The 15,221-nt window shown below is 48.0% G+C and carries 16 protein-coding genes and 1 pseudogene; 9 read left to right on the top strand and 8 right to left on the bottom strand.

Annotated features, from left to right (window positions below; translation table 11 throughout):
• The first annotated feature begins 17 nt into the window (after window positions 1-17).
• Entirely contained in the window at window positions 18-398 is a 381-nt protein-coding gene (gene apaG / locus I3X05_RS01705) for a Co2+/Mg2+ efflux protein ApaG (protein WP_045569819.1), read from the top strand.
• Window positions 399-412: 14 nt separating this feature from the next.
• Window positions 413-1,222 (top strand): bis(5'-nucleosyl)-tetraphosphatase (symmetrical) ApaH, encoded by an 810-nt coding sequence (gene apaH / locus I3X05_RS01700; protein WP_045569818.1) that lies wholly within the window; start codon window positions 413-415, stop codon window positions 1,220-1,222.
• Between the two features lie 60 nt (window positions 1,223-1,282).
• Here the strand turns inward: apaH and folA are convergent, their stop codons facing one another.
• The 6 genes from folA to rplU all read right to left on the bottom strand — a co-directional run bounded on the left by folA (window position 1,283) and on the right by rplU (window position 5,104).
• On the bottom strand, window positions 1,283-1,771 hold the full coding sequence (gene folA / locus I3X05_RS01695; RefSeq protein ID WP_337970920.1) for a type 3 dihydrofolate reductase: 489 nt from the start codon (window positions 1,769-1,771) through the stop codon (window positions 1,283-1,285).
• Window positions 1,772-1,779: 8 nt separating this feature from the next.
• Window positions 1,780-2,265, bottom strand: a complete 486-nt coding sequence (locus tag I3X05_RS01690; protein ID WP_081946435.1) for a threonine/serine exporter family protein — start codon at window positions 2,263-2,265, stop codon at window positions 1,780-1,782.
• Window positions 2,253-3,020, bottom strand: a complete 768-nt coding sequence (locus I3X05_RS01685; protein ID WP_045569815.1) for a threonine/serine exporter family protein — start codon at window positions 3,018-3,020, stop codon at window positions 2,253-2,255. Before I3X05_RS01685 ends, I3X05_RS01690 begins: the two co-directional genes overlap by 13 nt.
• A gap of 173 nt (window positions 3,021-3,193) precedes the next feature.
• Entirely contained in the window at window positions 3,194-4,360 is a 1,167-nt protein-coding gene (gene cgtA, locus I3X05_RS01680; RefSeq protein ID WP_045569814.1) for an Obg family GTPase CgtA, read from the bottom strand.
• Between the two features lie 154 nt (window positions 4,361-4,514).
• Complete coding sequence (gene rpmA / locus I3X05_RS01675; protein ID WP_004401772.1) at window positions 4,515-4,772, bottom strand: 50S ribosomal protein L27; 258 nt, start codon at window positions 4,770-4,772, stop codon at window positions 4,515-4,517.
• 20 nt (window positions 4,773-4,792) lie between these two features.
• Window positions 4,793-5,104, bottom strand: a complete 312-nt coding sequence (rplU, locus tag I3X05_RS01670; protein ID WP_045569813.1) for a 50S ribosomal protein L21 — start codon at window positions 5,102-5,104, stop codon at window positions 4,793-4,795.
• Between the two features lie 270 nt (window positions 5,105-5,374).
• Between rplU and ispB the strand changes: the two genes are divergently transcribed.
• The gene (gene ispB / locus I3X05_RS01665) at window positions 5,375-6,346 is read left to right on the top strand and encodes an octaprenyl diphosphate synthase (RefSeq protein WP_337970919.1); all 972 of its coding nucleotides are present in this window, start codon (window positions 5,375-5,377) and stop codon (window positions 6,344-6,346) included.
• 80 nt (window positions 6,347-6,426) lie between these two features.
• On the opposite strand, the gene I3X05_RS01660 is transcribed toward ispB, so the two are convergent.
• Window positions 6,427-6,612 (bottom strand): hypothetical protein, encoded by a 186-nt coding sequence (locus I3X05_RS01660; protein ID WP_039423292.1) that lies wholly within the window; start codon window positions 6,610-6,612, stop codon window positions 6,427-6,429.
• A 140-nt stretch (window positions 6,613-6,752) separates the two neighbouring features.
• Window positions 6,753-7,685, bottom strand: coding sequence for a malate dehydrogenase (gene mdh / locus I3X05_RS01655; protein ID WP_039423290.1), 933 nt, complete (start codon window positions 7,683-7,685; stop codon window positions 6,753-6,755).
• Between the two features lie 375 nt (window positions 7,686-8,060).
• Between mdh and argR the strand changes: the two genes are divergently transcribed.
• The 6 genes and pseudogenes from argR to I3X05_RS01625 all read left to right on the top strand — a co-directional run bounded on the left by argR (window position 8,061) and on the right by I3X05_RS01625 (window position 15,205).
• The gene (gene argR / locus I3X05_RS01650; RefSeq protein ID WP_039423288.1) at window positions 8,061-8,531 is read left to right on the top strand and encodes a transcriptional regulator ArgR; all 471 of its coding nucleotides are present in this window, start codon (window positions 8,061-8,063) and stop codon (window positions 8,529-8,531) included.
• Between the two features lie 348 nt (window positions 8,532-8,879).
• Window positions 8,880-9,848, top strand: coding sequence for a TAXI family TRAP transporter solute-binding subunit (locus I3X05_RS01645; RefSeq protein WP_045569811.1), 969 nt, complete (start codon window positions 8,880-8,882; stop codon window positions 9,846-9,848).
• 211 nt (window positions 9,849-10,059) lie between these two features.
• Entirely contained in the window at window positions 10,060-12,639 is a 2,580-nt protein-coding gene (locus I3X05_RS01640) for a TRAP transporter permease (RefSeq protein ID WP_045569810.1), read from the top strand.
• Window positions 12,640-12,712: 73 nt separating this feature from the next.
• Window positions 12,713-13,150: a universal stress protein gene (locus tag I3X05_RS01635; RefSeq protein ID WP_337970918.1), complete on the top strand. Its 438-nt coding sequence runs from the start codon at window positions 12,713-12,715 to the stop codon at window positions 13,148-13,150.
• 186 nt (window positions 13,151-13,336) lie between these two features.
• Window positions 13,337-14,136, top strand: a pseudogene (locus tag I3X05_RS01630) (IS630 family transposase).
• Between the two features lie 32 nt (window positions 14,137-14,168).
• Window positions 14,169-15,205 (top strand): IS630 family transposase gene (locus tag I3X05_RS01625; RefSeq protein WP_337970917.1). Its coding sequence is split into 2 segments (ribosomal slippage): window positions 14,169-14,627 and window positions 14,630-15,205, totalling 1,035 coding nucleotides; the frame shifts between segments, so codons are not numbered across the junction.
• Window positions 15,206-15,221: the final 16 nt, after the last annotated feature.

The following is a 15,221-nucleotide window of genomic DNA, read 5'->3' as shown; positions in this document are numbered from 1 at the left end:
TCTGAGAAGGAGTGAACATGGATGTCTCCCTACCCTGCATCAAAATTCAGGTGCACACTAAGTACATCGAAGCGCAATCTAACCCAGAGTTAGGGCGCTACATCTTTGCCTACATCATCACGATTAAAAACCTCAGCCAAGAAACGGTTCAGTTGATCAGCCGCCGTTGGCTCATTACCGATGCGAATGGGAAACAGATCACCGTCGAAGGCGATGGTGTCGTTGGCCAGCAACCTTACATCGATGGCGGCGATGAATATACCTACAGCAGTGGCACAGGGCTTGATACCCCAGTCGGTGCGATGCAGGGCCAATACATGATGCGCGACTCGCAAGGCGATCAGTTTGTGGTAGAAATTGAGCCATTTCGTCTGGCGGTACCTAACCTGTTGAACTGATTTTTGGGGGCGTTTTGGCAAATTACATCGTGGGTGATATTCAAGGCTGTTTTGATGAATTAACCCTACTATTAGAGCAAGTGCAGTTTTCAGCGCAGCGAGACACACTGTGGTTTGCGGGTGATTTAGTCGCACGTGGGCCAAAATCGTTACAAACCCTGCGCTTTGCCAAGTCACTGGGTGATAGTGCACGGATTGTGCTGGGCAACCACGATCTTCATCTTCTGGCTGTCGCTTTAGGTGTGCGCAAAAACAAAGAAAAAGATCAAACGACCGCGATTCTTGAGGCCAGTGATCGTGATGAACTGCTCAACTGGCTGCGACAACAGCCACTGTTGCTCGAACATGATGAGTTTGTACTGTGTCATGCGGGCATTTCACCACAATGGGATCTGGTTACCGCTCGCCAATGCGCACGCGAAGTCGAAGCCGTGCTGCAAAGTGAGCACATGCCTTGGCTGATTGAGAACATGTACTGTAATACACCGGATCTCTGGAGCCCGACGCTAACTGGCTTGGATCGCTATCGCTACACCATCAACAGTTTTACTCGCATGCGTTTTTGCTTTCTTGACGGCCGCCTAGACATGGACTGCAAGCTTCCGCCCAACGAAGTGAACGAGGCATTGCTGGTACCTTGGTTCAAACTGCCGCAGCGTATTGCACTAGAGAAGCCCGTACTGTTTGGCCATTGGGCCGCTTTACAGGGCTATTTTAGTCGAGAGGTGATTGGGTTAGATACAGGCTGCGTATGGAATGGCAGCCTGACGATGATCCGTTGGGAAGACAAACAAGTGTTTAGTCAGAAGGCACTAGCAAACTAGCAAACTAGCAAACTAGCAAACTAGCAAACTAGCAAACTAGCAAACTAGCAAACTAGCAAACTAGCAATTGTCTCTTTCTAAAATAACAAAATCCATCGCGAAGCGATTTTTCTCATCGGCTGAATAGTGCTCGCGATGGCTTTCATACCAGCCCTCTCCCCACTCGGGAAATTGGGTATCACCATCTACATTCGCATCAATAAAGGTGAGGTAGAGTCTATCCGCCTTTGGCAAGCATTCTGCGTAAATCGAACCTCCGCCGATGATCATCACTTCCTCGCTGTCACCCGCTTCGGTTAGCGCGGCTTCAATCGAATGTACTATGCTGACACCTTCAATAGACAACGCCGTATCTCGACTGATGACGATATTTTTTCGCCCTGGTAGTGGCCGACCAATCGACTCAAACGTCTTACGCCCCATCACCACGGGTTTACCCATAGTACAACTTTTAAACCAAGCAAAATCGGCGGGGAGATGCCACGGCATCTGATTTTCTTTACCGATGATTCTATTTTCGGCCATCGCCGCTATCATACTAATCAACATCGTTTTTCCTACACTATCGGTCTACGGCGGTAGAATAACAGCCCAGGCACCGCAAGGCCAATGGCTAAGCCTGCAATGATAAACATCGCTTTAAGGAAGTTCTCCAGACACGTCGCCACCAATTCTGGGGTGTAGCCCATATGGTTGATCTCCACCATGGCGATCATGGCTTTAAAGGCAAAGACTCCCGGGACCATCGGAATCAAGGCCGCCACGGTAAACACCTTCGGATGCGCGAGCAATTTACGCGACCAGTACACCCCAATCATACCCACTAATGTTGCGGCGAAAAACGTTGCCCACTCAATCGGAATACCAAACTTGAGCATCAAATAGCGGCTACCGTGACCAAGCGCCCCGCCGAGCGCGCAGTAGATCAACGCTCGAGGTGGTACGTTAAACACCAAGGCAAACCCCACCGCAGGAATGGCAGCAAAAAACATGTCATTCAGCAGACCAACGAGAAGTTGTACTAAATCCATTAGCTCATCCATCCCCAAATACCAGTAATCCCCATGGCAGCCACAATACCGAGGCTGGTCGCCAACGTGAGTAAACTGGCCATCATAAAACGCGCAATCCCCATGTTGATATGCCCTTTTAACATATCGGCTACCGCGTTAATGAGCGGAAAGCCTGGCACTAGCATCAAGACCGAGGATGCCATCACAACGGTTGGGAGATTACCAATCGAAAAATTAACCGCTTGCGCGGAAATTAAGGTGGTGACAAATGCCGTCGCTGCGAAGTTGAGCAGCGGATTGAAATGGCGGTGACCAATCTCTTGACGTACGATCATGCCACATGCCGAGGCTAAAAACGTCATCCAAAACACAGCCCAATCCCCACCAGCAAGACGAGCAAATGAGGCGCAAGAGAGGCCGATCATTGCCACCACCAGCCAACGATTGTAGCGCTCTGGGCTGATGGCATTGAGTTTTTTCTGCGCCATGGAAAAATCTAAAATGCCTTTTTCCATCATGATACAGATGCGCTGAATCTCCGTGATCGCCTTCATATTGATACCACGATCCGCACAACTGCGTGTCGTGGTAATACAGTGACCATTCTTAACAGTAGTGACCACCAACGCATTCGCTGACAGCGCCACTTCCACTTCGTTTACGCCCGATGCCATGCCAATGCGGCGCATGATATCACCGACCAAGGTGCTTTCTGCACCATGCGCTAACAACATCTGCCCCGCTTGAGCGACCAATCGAGAAATCGCTCTCTGATTCGATGCCATAAAATACCCTAATTCCCTTTAATGACTGGCGATTTGCCAGCTAATCTGACTTACCAAAGTGCAGCCATACTGCAAAAGGTCATATTCTGCCCGAAAAGCAAGCGACCAAAAATGATGTAAATACAAAAAAGCCGCAATTGATGATTGCGGCTTACTATTTTTACCCTGAGCGATTACTCACGCACATAGATAACGTGACCGTCATCTTCTTCGTCGTCCCAATCATCCCAGTCATCTTCGGTGATCACATCGCGACCAGCGATGGCATCTTTGTGGTAATCATCCCACATGAAATTAACTTTCTCTTCTTCTGAGATCTCTTCAGCCTGACGAGGCAAGGTTTCCATGTAGTCTGCCAATTTGTAGCAAAGCTCTTTGGTGCCTAGACGGTTGATCGCTGAGATCTTGAAGTACTGTTCTTCCCAACCTAGGGCATCGATCACTTCTTGAATGATCTCGTCGGCTTGTTCTTCGCTCACCAGATCGACTTTGTTGAACACCAACCAGCGCGGTTTATTGGCCAGTTTTTCACTGTACTGCTCAAGCTCATCAATGATCGTCAGAGCGTTTTGCACCGGATCTGATTGATCAACCGGGAAAATATCGATCATATGCAGCAGCACTCGACAGCGCTCAAGGTGCTTGAGGAAGCGAATCCCTAAGCCAGCACCATCGGCTGCACCTTCAATCAGTCCTGGAATGTCGGCAACCACAAAACTTTTTTCTGGCACGACGCTTACCACACCCAAACTTGGGATTAAGGTGGTGAACGGGTAATCGGCCACTTTCGGTTTTGCCGCAGAAACAGCGCGGATAAAGGTCGACTTACCTGCGTTTGGCAGCCCTAGCATACCGACATCAGCAAGCAAAAGCAGCTCAAGGCGCAACTCACGAATTTCACCTTTAGTGCCCAGCGTTTTCTGGCGTGGTGCACGGTTCACTGACGATTTAAAGCGGGTATTGCCCAAACCGTGCCAGCCACCTTTCGCTACCATCACCTTCTTACCGTGTTCAGCCACTTCGCCCACGATTTCATTGGTGTGGATGTCGACCGCGCGCGTCCCCACAGGCACACGCAGGGTAATATCTTTGCCGCGCTTACCAGTACAGTTACCACCACCACCATTTTGGCCGCGTTCTGCTTCGTAGAAGCGCTGGAAACGGTAATCAATCAGCGTATTTAGGTTTTCATCAGCTTGTATGTAAACATCACCGCCGTCACCACCGTCGCCGCCGTCTGGACCACCTTTGGTTACGAACTTTTCACGCCAGAAGCTCACCACACCGCTTCCGCCGTCGCCAGCTTGGACTTTAATTACCGCTTCATCAACGAATTTCATCTTTTACTCCGACTACTTCGCCTGTAAATCAATTTCACTACATTTTAGCAGATGACAGATCGAAGACACCGATTAAAGGTGTTTTGAATATGTCGACTGCAATAAAAAACCCCACCGTAACGGCAGGGTTTTTCTATTCATCTAGAAACCTAAATTATTCAGCTTCGATGCTTACAAATTTACGGTTTTTAGGACCTTTCACTTCGAACTTAACTTTACCGTCAGTCAAAGCGAATAGAGTATGGTCTTTACCTAGGCCAACGTTGTTACCAGCGTGGAACTTAGTACCGCGCTGACGAACGATGATGTTACCTGCTAGAACAGATTCACCACCAAAACGCTTAACACCCAGACGTTTACTTTCTGAATCACGGCCGTTACGAGTAGAACCACCAGCTTTTTTGTGTGCCATTGTTAAACTCTCCTATTAGATTACGCGTTGATACCAGTGATCTTCACTTCCGTGAACCACTGACGGTGACCTTGTTGCTTACGAGAGTGCTTACGACGACGGAACTTAACGATTTTAACTTTATCGCCACGACCGTGTTGTACCACTTCTGCAACTACTTTACCGCCCTCAAGTAGAGGAGCACCAACTTTGATGTCTTCGCCGTTAGCAACAAGTAGAACTTTATCAAATTCAACAGTTGCACCAGTTTCAACGTCTAATTTCTCTAAACGAAGAGTTTGACCTTCGCTTACACGGTGTTGTTTACCACCAGATTGGAAAACAGCGTACATATTTTACTCCGCTCTTTCCGCACAGCCTATGCAACATTTTGTGCGATAAGGGTGTGCGCTAAACTAATCATCAATAGGGCGCAGATTCTACAGAAAGGATGCCCCTATGACAAGCCATATTTTGAAAAAATTGGCGAAAAGCTAATCGCCAAAGAAAAGTGCCGCAATCATGCCTTTTAGTAATGTATTAATCAACGTTTTTTAGTGTATTATTCGACAATTATACAAATCCTATAAGCCTTGCAGGGTCTAACTTCAGCCGGATATACAATGGATTTTAAAACTATCCAAGCGCTTACTGCCGATGACATGGCAAAAGTGAATGAAACTATTCAAGCTCAACTGAATTCTGATGTTTCTTTAATCAACCAACTTGGTTTTTATATCATCAGTGGTGGCGGTAAACGTCTCCGCCCTTTATTGGCGGTCTTATCTGCGCGTGCGTTGGGTTATCAAGGTGATGCTCACACGACAGCCGCTGCTTTTATTGAATTTATCCACACCGCAACCTTACTTCATGACGACGTCGTGGATGAGTCGGACATGCGCCGTGGCAAAGCAACAGCGAACGCCGCGTTTGGTAACGCCGCCAGCGTGTTGGTTGGTGATTTCATCTACACTCGCTCATTTCAGATGATGACAGAGCTAGGATCCATGAAGATCCTCAAGTTGATGAGTAACACTGTTAACGTGATCGCCGAAGGCGAAGTCTTGCAATTGATGAACTGCAATGACCCCGAAACGACCGAAGAAAGCTACATGCAGGTGATCTATTCGAAAACCGCACGCTTGTTTGAAGCCGCAACGCAGATCGGGGCGATCCTGACCAATGCACCAACCGAGGTTGAAATAGCACTGCAAAATTACGGCAAATACCTTGGCACGGCGTTTCAATTGATCGACGATGTGATGGATTACACTTCCGACGGCGAAGAGATGGGTAAAAACGTCGGTGATGATCTCGCGGAAGGTAAACCCACCCTACCGCTGCTGCATGCGATGCGCCACACCAGCGAAGAAAACGCAGCGATGATCCGCGAAGCGATTGAAAAGGCCAATGGCATGGAACGTCTGGATGAGATCATGGCGGTGATGTATCAGGCAGGCTCACTGGCTTACACCGAGGCCAAAGCGGTTGAGGAAGCCGACAAAGCCATCGCTGAGCTGGAGATTTTGCCGGAATCTGAATACAAGCAGGCTTTGATCGCTTTAGCGCATATGGCAGTCAACCGCAGCAAGTAACCATCACTAATCAAAAACCATCGCTAATCAAAAAGGAAGAATGTCCGTTCTTCCTTTTTGTCTCATTTATTCACGGCGTTCTATTCACGGCGTTCGCTGCACGGCGACGCGGCCGCTTCAATCTCATCGAAACGCAATGCGAGCTGTTGCTGCGTCCCTGTTTTTTCCACCAAGACCATTTCCATTTCTCGATCAACGGCCAATATGGTGCCAACGCCTTGCTGACACTCCACCAACATCCCTTTACGAATGGCGCAGGTTTCCATCGTCTCCCTCCTCTTTTAATGAAAGCGTGTTACTTTTCGCTTGGATCACTGACGATCTAAGATACGCAGAAAGAGAAAAGAGGGATCAAAAAAGCCGATCGTAAAGATCGGCTTTAAAATAAAAGTGTTCGTTGGAGTGCTTACTTAACGAAATCAACACCGATTTGGATGTCGCCTTGTAGCGTATCCAGCATACCATCAAGAGCGGCTTGCTCAAATGCGCTTAGTTCGCCATACGGTAGGATCTCTTCTACGCCATTCTTACCCAGTTTGACTGGCTGCGCGAAGAAACTGGTATGCTCGCCATTGCCCTCCACGTATGCGTATTCAACCACTTCCTCACCCTGGAGCGCTTTCACTAATGCAAGGCCAAAGCGACATGCGGCTTGCCCCATAGAGAGAGTCGCTGAGCCGCCACCCGCTTTGGCTTCGACAACTTCAGTACCTGCGTTTTGAATACGTTTCGTCAGCGCTGCCACTTCTTCATCGGTAAATTCAACGCCTTCCACTTGAGAAAGTAGTGGTAGGATGGTGACGCCTGAGTGACCACCGATGACTGGAACACGGACTTCATTTGGATTTTTGCCTTTTAGTTCAGCGACAAAAGTTTCAGAACGAATCACATCCAGCGTGGTCACACCAAACAATTTACGCTTGTCATAAACGCCAGCTTTCTTTAGCACTTCAGCGGCGATGGGCACGGTCGTGTTCACTGGGTTGGTGATAATACCAACACACGCCGTTGGACAAACGACCGCGATACGTTCTGCCAGTGCTTTTACGATGCCAGCGTTAACATTGAACAAATCAGCGCGGTCCATACCAGGTTTACGTGCCACGCCAGCAGAGATCAGCACCACATCCGCACCTTCAAGTGCAGGAGTTGGATCTTCACCCGCGTAACCTTTGATCGAAACTGGCGTTGGGATATGGCTTAAGTCCGCAGCAACACCAGGAGTAACAGGAGCAATATCGTATAGGGCTAAATCTGAACCCGCTGGCAGGCGGTTCTTCAGTAAAAGAGCTAGGGCTTGACCGATGCCACCTGCGGCACCAATAACAGCTACTTTCATTGTAGTTCTCCTTGAGAGTGATCTCTTATAAACGTTTTCGTAGGGTACTTCGTAAACATCTGTGTAGAAAACTATAGCAATCACAACTTGATTACAATCAATTAACGCTCGCTTTGCGACTTCGCGCAACTCACATATTGCGTGCCACACAAAAAAAGCGGATTATCCACACAATTTCTATGCATGACAAAGAGTTAACTCTCTGTCAAAAATCAAATTACGCCATCGTCTGGCATCGAGTTATCCAGCAATAAATGTCACTTCATGGAATGTTTACAGTGACATCTCTAGCAGATTACACGCCCCCTTTGGCACTTAATGAATATCTATGCGAGAATATGCAAGATGAAAATAGAATCGGAAATATTAGCTGTTATGCGCAATTCAGAAAAACAAGATAATCTCGTCCGTGCTTTTAAAGCTTTATTGAAAGAAGAACGCTTTGGCTCTCAAGGTGAGATTGTTGACGCCCTCAGAGATGAAGGTTTTGATAACATCAACCAGTCTAAAGTCTCTCGTATGTTGACCAAATTTGGCGCAGTACGTACGCGCAATGCCAAAATGGAGATGGTTTACTGTTTGCCGGCTGAACTGGGCGTTCCTACCGTCAGCAGCTCGCTACGTGAGTTAGTGCTGGATGTCGACTACAACCAAGCCTTGGTTGTTATCCATACTGGCCCTGGCGCAGCACAGTTAATCGCACGTCTTTTAGACTCACTGGGCAAATCGGAAGGCATTTTGGGCGTCGTGGCCGGAGACGATACCATCTTCATCACGCCGACCCTGAGCATTACGACGGAGCAGTTATTTAATTCAGTCTGCGACCTGTTTGAATACGCAGGCTGAGCACCTTAGCCTGTCTCGGCTCTACTCGCTTGTGGGAGAAGGGATCATCGCTCGATAGAATTTGTGATCCCTTTCACGCAATCAACGTTTTTGATTGTGACGGATTAGATCAACTTAACTCATTGATAATTAAGTGACATTACATTCAAAGCGCTCTAGCTCTCGCCAATTTCGCTAGATTTTTTCGCTACAACTTTTAACAATCGTATAATTTTCTACCAATTATTTGTTATTATTCGGCCACTTTTTCAAACTAAAGCGTTGGAAAAGGTGCCGTTTCCCAAAAGGAAACTCCTAAAGCACATGACACAGACTTTAGGGTTGATAATGAATAAGGAAGGAACATTCATGGCATTAAAAAAACTGGTTAAAGTGGGTGCTATCGCCGCTGCGGTAATGGGTGCTGGTGCAGTAAACGCTCAAGAATTTATCACCATTGGTACAGGCTCAGTGACTGGGGTTTACTACCCAACGGGTGGCGCCATTTGTAAGCTTATAAACAAAGGACGTAAAGAGCACAATATCCGTTGTTCTGTCGAATCAACGGGAGGATCAGGTTACAACGTCAATACCATTCGTGCTGGCGAACTCGACTTTGGCGTCGTACAGTCAGACTCTCAGTACAACGGTTACAACGGCCTTGGTGAGTTTTCCGAGTTTGGCCCTTACAAAAAGCTGCGCGCTGTTTTTTCTCTGCACACAGAACCGTTCAACATCATCGTTCGCTCTGACTCTGGTATTGAGGGCTTGAAAGATTTGGCGGGTAAACGCGTGAACATTGGTAACCCAGGTTCGGGTGACCGTGCCACTATGGGCGTGGTAATGAATGCTATGGGCTGGACCAATGACAGCTTCAAACTGGCATCAGAATTGAAAGGTTCTGAACGTTCACAAGCGCTGTGCGACAACAAGATCGATGCCTTCATCTACATGGTTGGTCACCCAAATGGCTCGATCAAAGAAGCTACTACCTCTTGCGATGCCAAACTGATCTCGGCTACCGGCCCACAGATCGACAAGCTGGTTACCGACAATCCGTACTACACTTACACCACTGTCCCTGCCGATATGTATCGTGGCACCAACACCGATGTTAAAAGCTTTGGTGTGGCGGCTACACTTGTGACATCAGCGGATGTATCCGATGCCGTCGCTTATAATGTGGCCAAAGCCGTGTTTGAAGACTTTGATACCTTCAAGCGCCTTCACCCAGCGTTCGCCAATCTGAAGAAAGAAGATATGGTGAAAGCGGGTATTTCTATCCCTCTGCATCCAGGCGCAGTCAAATACTACAAAGAAATGGGACTTCTGAAGTAAATTTCACCCACAGTTCGGGCAGGAGAACAAACTCCTGCCTTCTATTGACCACGATTCTTAGGTCAGAGCATCATTTCGCCGCCACAAGGCTGCGCTGCAATAAAAATAATAACCATCCATGAGTCGCCACACGTATCGTCCTTGTTAGAGCGAGGCGTGCTGATAACTCAATACCGATAGACACCGGACCATCAATAATAAGGAAACGTACATGACGAGGAACCAAACTGCGTCACAAGATGTGCAAGAAATGGTGGCACAAGCCGATACTGGCGCACGGAATCCGAATGGATTACCGGGACAAATTCTCTGGTTTGTCCCACTTTGCTGGTCACTGTTCCAGCTTTGGTATGCTTCACCGCTACCATTTATTTTTAATTTCGCTATTCTCAACGATACTCAGGCCCGAGCGGTTCACCTCACCTTTGCTGTTTTTCTCGCTTTTACCGCCTATCCGGCCTTAAAAAACTCGCCGCGCGATCGTATTCCCCTCATTGACTGGTTACTGGCGTTGGCGGGCAGCTTCTCTGCCGCGTACATCTACATTTTTTATACCGAGCTGGCAAGCCGCTCTGGCGCGCCAACGACGTTCGATATCATCGCGTCGGTAACGGGCATGGTTTTGCTGCTTGAAGCGACACGCAGGGCATTAGGTCCGCCGTTGATGTTAGTCGCCGCCGTCTTTCTGCTTTACACTTTTGCTGGTCCTTACATGCCAGAAGTGATCGCCCATAAAGGCGCTAGTCTCAACAAAGCCATGTCCCATCTGTGGCTCACCACCGAAGGGGTCTTTGGTGTCGCCCTTGGGGTGTCGACCTCGTTCGTTTTCCTGTTTGTACTGTTTGGCGCCATGCTAGAGCGCGCGGGTGCTGGCGCTTACTTTATTAAAGTGGCATTTTCACTGCTCGGACACATGCGCGGCGGTCCAGCCAAAGCGGCAGTCGTTGCTTCTGGTCTGTCTGGCTTAGTTTCCGGATCATCTATCGCCAACGTGGTGACCACAGGCACGTTCACCATTCCTTTGATGAAACGAGTAGGCTTTCCGGGTACCAAAGCTGGCGCCGTTGAAGTCGCCGCTTCAACCAACGGCCAGCTTACTCCCCCCATTATGGGCGCTGCTGCGTTTTTGATGGTGGAATACGTCGGCATCTCTTATGTCGAAGTGATTAAAGCCGCGATCTTGCCTGCACTGATTTCTTACATCGCTCTTATCTACATTGTTCACTTGGAAGCGTGTAAGGCAGGTATGACTGGCCTCCCACGTCGCCACAACCCAACTCTTTTACAAAGCCTGCTGTCGTTTACTGGCACCATTGTCGCCTTATGCGTCATAAGCGCTGCGGTCTACTATGGTATTGGCTGGACAAAAGACGCATTTGGCGCGGCGGCAACGCCGATTGTCATGACGGCGTTACTGCTCTCGTACGTTTTGCTGCTCAAAGTATCAGCTCACTACAGCAAAGATGGTGCTATCGAGATCGACACAGAACTGACCGAAGTGCCCGATCCCGGTCCAACCATCAAATCGGGCTTACATTTCCTCTTGCCGATCGTCGTGCTGGTGTGGTGTTTGACGGTTGAGCGCTTTTCACCGGGTCTGTCCGCATTTTGGGCAACGGTGTTTATGATTTTCATCTTGATCACTCAACGTCCACTCACGGCGTGGCTAACCAAGAGTGACGATCTCACTGAGCAAACTAAAGCGGGCTTTGTCGACCTCGCAGAAAGCTTAGTCTCTGGCGCACGTAACATGATCGGCATTGGCGTTGCCACAGCGGCCGCAGGCACGGTAGTCGGCGTTGTTACTTTGACGGGTATCGGCTTAGTGATGACCGACTTTGTCGAGTTTATCTCCGGTGGCAACGTGATCATGATGCTTATCTTTACCGCCGTGATCAGCTTGATCCTCGGCATGGGACTGCCCACCACCGCCAACTACATCGTCGTTTCAACCTTAATGGCTCCGGTGATCGTCACACTCGGTGCGCAGCACGGTTTGATCATCCCACTCATTGCGGTTCACCTGTTCGTGTTCTACTTTGGCATCTTGGCCGACGATACGCCACCTGTCGGGTTAGCCGCATTTGCTGCCGCGGCAATCGCCAAATCCGATCCAATCCGTACAGGTATTCAAGGTTTTGCCTACGATATCCGCACCGCCATCTTGCCGTTTATGTTTGTGTTTAACACTCAACTGCTGTTGATGGGCATTGATACCTGGTGGCATTTGGCTTTGACCATCTTATCCTCCATCACCGCGATGCTGATCTTTTCTGCGGCAACTCAAGGTTGGTGGTTAACCAAGAACAAATGGTGGGAAACTTTGCTTCTACTGGTACTGACTTTCTCGTTTTTCCGCCCCGGATTTTGGTGGGATATGTTGTACCCCGCCAAAGTTCTTTCACCGGGAGTTGAGGTAACGCAAATCACCGCCGCACTGAATGTAGGACAATCGCTCGAACTCCGTGTTGCTGGCGAAAACCTCACGGGAGAGCATGTCGAGAAAACCGTGCAACTGCCTTTTGCTGACGATGCCATCACAGCAGAAGAGCGACTCAGTTCAATGGGTCTCTCTCTAATAGAGAAAGACGGTAAAATGCTGGTCGATATGGTGGAATTTGGTAGCCCAGCAGAAGCCTCTGGTATCGACTTCGATTGGGAGATTCAATCGGTGGTACAAGAAGCTGATCGGCCAATGAAAGAGTGGGTTTTCGCCCCTTGCTTGCTGATACTGCTACTGATGGCCACTAACCAGAAACGCCGTGCTCGCAAGGAACAGATGAGCGCTTAAATTATGGTAGCCTCGTTTTGGGGCTATCTTTATCTCACCGTCGTCTACTGAACACACAATTAGAGATATAACCATGTACAGACAAATTCTTGTTCCTGTTGATTTGAATGACAAAGGCTTTTCAGATAAAGCGGTCGAACTGGCTGTGTGGCACGCTCGCCAAGCCAATGCCGAACTGCATCTCCTCAACGTGCTACCGGGAATCCATATGTCGATGGTCTCGACGTATTTCCCCAAAGATGCGGCGCAGAAAATGAAACAAGATGTGGCGCAGCAGTTGAAAACATTTGCTAGCGAGCAAATTGCCGAAGACGTAGTGTACAAGGTACATGTTGCCGAAGGCAAACCATATGCAACCATCCTCGATTATGCAGAAAAACTCGGTGCGGACTTAATTATCATGCCGAGTCATAAGCGTTCGAAAATCGACAAAGTGGTTCTCGGTTCCGTCGCAAGTAAAGTGGTCGTAAATTCGCCGATTAATGTGTTGGTAGTCAAGCCGCAAGGCTGAATAGTTCTGTCCCCTCTCAGCTCTGCTGAGAGGGAGTATTTCCCCACATGGGCTTTTCTTGAATAATACCAATCTAAGTAAATGTATGATCTAATTAAGGCCATTCAACGATAGAACTTATTCGCTATGGATAAACTTAATAATATCGACTTCAAAAAACTCGCTAGACAGCAAAAATCCATTCAGATGAAAATGAGATTACTGGCTCTTGCTCATTTCAAAGATGGGCATTCTCGCACCCAGATCGCCAAGTTTCTCAAGGTAAGCCGTACCAGTGTGAATAAATGGGTTCACACCCCGACTCTATCTATTATCTGCTCGAGCACATGGGGTTTTCATGGATAACTTCCCGCTCAAAACATCCCAAGCAATCGCAAGAAGCACAAGACGATTTTAAAAAATTCAAAATCGAAACGATCCTGAGGATCCCAGGCCACCTGAGTCTTAAAGCTGTTGATGTTTGGTTTCAAGACGAAGCGAGATTGGGTCAACAAAACACAACAACACGGTGATGGGCTGAAAAAGGAACGCGTCCCAGAGCGGTGAAGCAACAGCAATTTGAATATGCGTATCTGTTTGGTTCTGTCTGCCCCAGCAAAGGAATTGGTGAGGCTATGGTTGTCCCTTGGGTCAATAAAGAGATCATGATAGCGCACTTAAAACAAATATCAGCAGTCACAGAGGAGGGACGTCACGCTGTCGTCATTATGGATGGCGCTAGTTGGCATACCAATGACATTGCAGAACCGTTTAGCAATGTCAGTATCATCAAGCTCCCGCCCTATTCCCCAGAGCTAAACCCGATAGAACAAGTGTGGAGCTGGCTCAGGAAACACTGCCTTGCCAATCAGAGTTTTCCCGATTATGAGGATATCGTGGAGAAAGTGTGCAAGGCATGGAATCGATTCTTGGACAGTACAGATAGGGTTATCAAGATGTGCACAAGAGAATGGATTAATACCAATATAAGTAAAAATGTGATCTAATTGAGGCCATTCAACGATAAAACTTATTCGCTATGGACAGTCTCAATAATATCGACTTTAAAAAGCTCGCAAGCCAGCAGAAATCTATTCAGATGAAAATGAGATTGCCGGCCCTCGCTCATTTCAAAGATGGACACTCTCGCACCCAAATCGCCAAGTTTCTTATGGTGAGCCGAACCAGTGTTAATAAGTGGGTTCACACTTTTCTTGAAGAAGGATTAGAAGGGCTGAAGGAAAAGCCAAGAACGGGACGACCCCCCTTCTTAACTTCTGAGCAAAGAGAGCAGTTGAGCCAATACATAAAAGATAAAGCCAATGATACACAAGGCGGACGACTGACTGGGGCCGACATCCACGCTTATATCGTGAAAGAATTTGGCCAGCACTACCACCCTGACTCTATCTATTACCTGCTCGACCACATGGGCTTGTCATGGATAACTTCCCGCTCAAAACACCCCAAGCAATCTCAAGAAGTCCAAGACGATTTTAAAAAAAATTCAAAATTGAAACGATCCTGAAGATCCCAGGACATATCGCTCTAGAGCATGTTGATGTCTGGTTTCAAGATGAAGCCAGATTTGGGCAACAAAACACGACAACACGGTTATGGGCAGAGAAAGGAACACGCCCCCGAGCCGTGAAGCAACAACAATTTGAATATGCGTATCTGTTTGGTTCTGTCTGTCCCGCGAGAGGAATTGGCGAAGCGATGGTTGTTCCTTGGGTTAATAAAGAGATCATGATCGAGCATTTAAAGCAAATATCGGCAATCACTGAAAAAGGGCGTCATGCCGTCATCATTATGGATGGGGCGATTTGGCATACCAATGACATTGCAGAACCGTTTAGCAATGTCAGTATCATCAAGCTCCCGCCCTATTCACCAGAGCTAAACCCGATAGAACAAGTGTGGAGCTGGCTCAGACAACACCATCTTGCCAATCAGAGTTTTACCGATTATGAGGATATCGTGGAGAAAGTGTGCAAGGCTTGGAATCGATTCTTGGACAGTACAGATAGAGTTAGCAAGATGTGTACAAGAGAGTGGATTAATCTGACCAGTTAATTTTCCAGATTGGTAT

Source organism: Vibrio navarrensis (assembly GCF_015767675.1).
In the GTDB taxonomy this organism is placed as follows: Bacteria; Pseudomonadota; Gammaproteobacteria; order Enterobacterales; family Vibrionaceae; genus Vibrio.
This window is presented reverse-complemented; position numbering and strand designations above follow the sequence as displayed.

What these genes read in the sequence shown, in the direction of transcription:
- apaG (WP_045569819.1), top strand. Translation starts at nt 18, where the DNA reads ATGGATGTCTCCCTACCCTGCATCAAAATTCAGGTGCACACTAAGTAC.
- folA (WP_337970920.1), bottom strand. Translation starts at nt 1,771, where the DNA reads ATGTTGATTAGTATGATAGCGGCGATGGCCGAAAATAGAATCATCGGT.
- I3X05_RS01690 (WP_081946435.1), bottom strand. Translation starts at nt 2,265, where the DNA reads ATGGATGAGCTAATGGATTTAGTACAACTTCTCGTTGGTCTGCTGAAT.
- I3X05_RS01685 (WP_045569815.1), bottom strand. Translation starts at nt 3,020, where the DNA reads ATGGCATCGAATCAGAGAGCGATTTCTCGATTGGTCGCTCAAGCGGGG.
- cgtA (WP_045569814.1), bottom strand. Translation starts at nt 4,360, where the DNA reads ATGAAATTCGTTGATGAAGCGGTAATTAAAGTCCAAGCTGGCGACGGC.
- rpmA (WP_004401772.1), bottom strand. Translation starts at nt 4,772, where the DNA reads ATGGCACACAAAAAAGCTGGTGGTTCTACTCGTAACGGCCGTGATTCA.
- rplU (WP_045569813.1), bottom strand. Translation starts at nt 5,104, where the DNA reads ATGTACGCTGTTTTCCAATCTGGTGGTAAACAACACCGTGTAAGCGAA.
- ispB (WP_337970919.1), top strand. Translation starts at nt 5,375, where the DNA reads ATGGATTTTAAAACTATCCAAGCGCTTACTGCCGATGACATGGCAAAA.
- I3X05_RS01660 (WP_039423292.1), bottom strand. Translation starts at nt 6,612, where the DNA reads ATGGAAACCTGCGCCATTCGTAAAGGGATGTTGGTGGAGTGTCAGCAA.
- mdh (WP_039423290.1), bottom strand. Translation starts at nt 7,685, where the DNA reads ATGAAAGTAGCTGTTATTGGTGCCGCAGGTGGCATCGGTCAAGCCCTA.
- argR (WP_039423288.1), top strand. Translation starts at nt 8,061, where the DNA reads ATGCGCAATTCAGAAAAACAAGATAATCTCGTCCGTGCTTTTAAAGCT.
- I3X05_RS01645 (WP_045569811.1), top strand. Translation starts at nt 8,880, where the DNA reads ATGGCATTAAAAAAACTGGTTAAAGTGGGTGCTATCGCCGCTGCGGTA.
- I3X05_RS01640 (WP_045569810.1), top strand. Translation starts at nt 10,060, where the DNA reads ATGACGAGGAACCAAACTGCGTCACAAGATGTGCAAGAAATGGTGGCA.
- I3X05_RS01635 (WP_337970918.1), top strand. Translation starts at nt 12,713, where the DNA reads ATGTACAGACAAATTCTTGTTCCTGTTGATTTGAATGACAAAGGCTTT.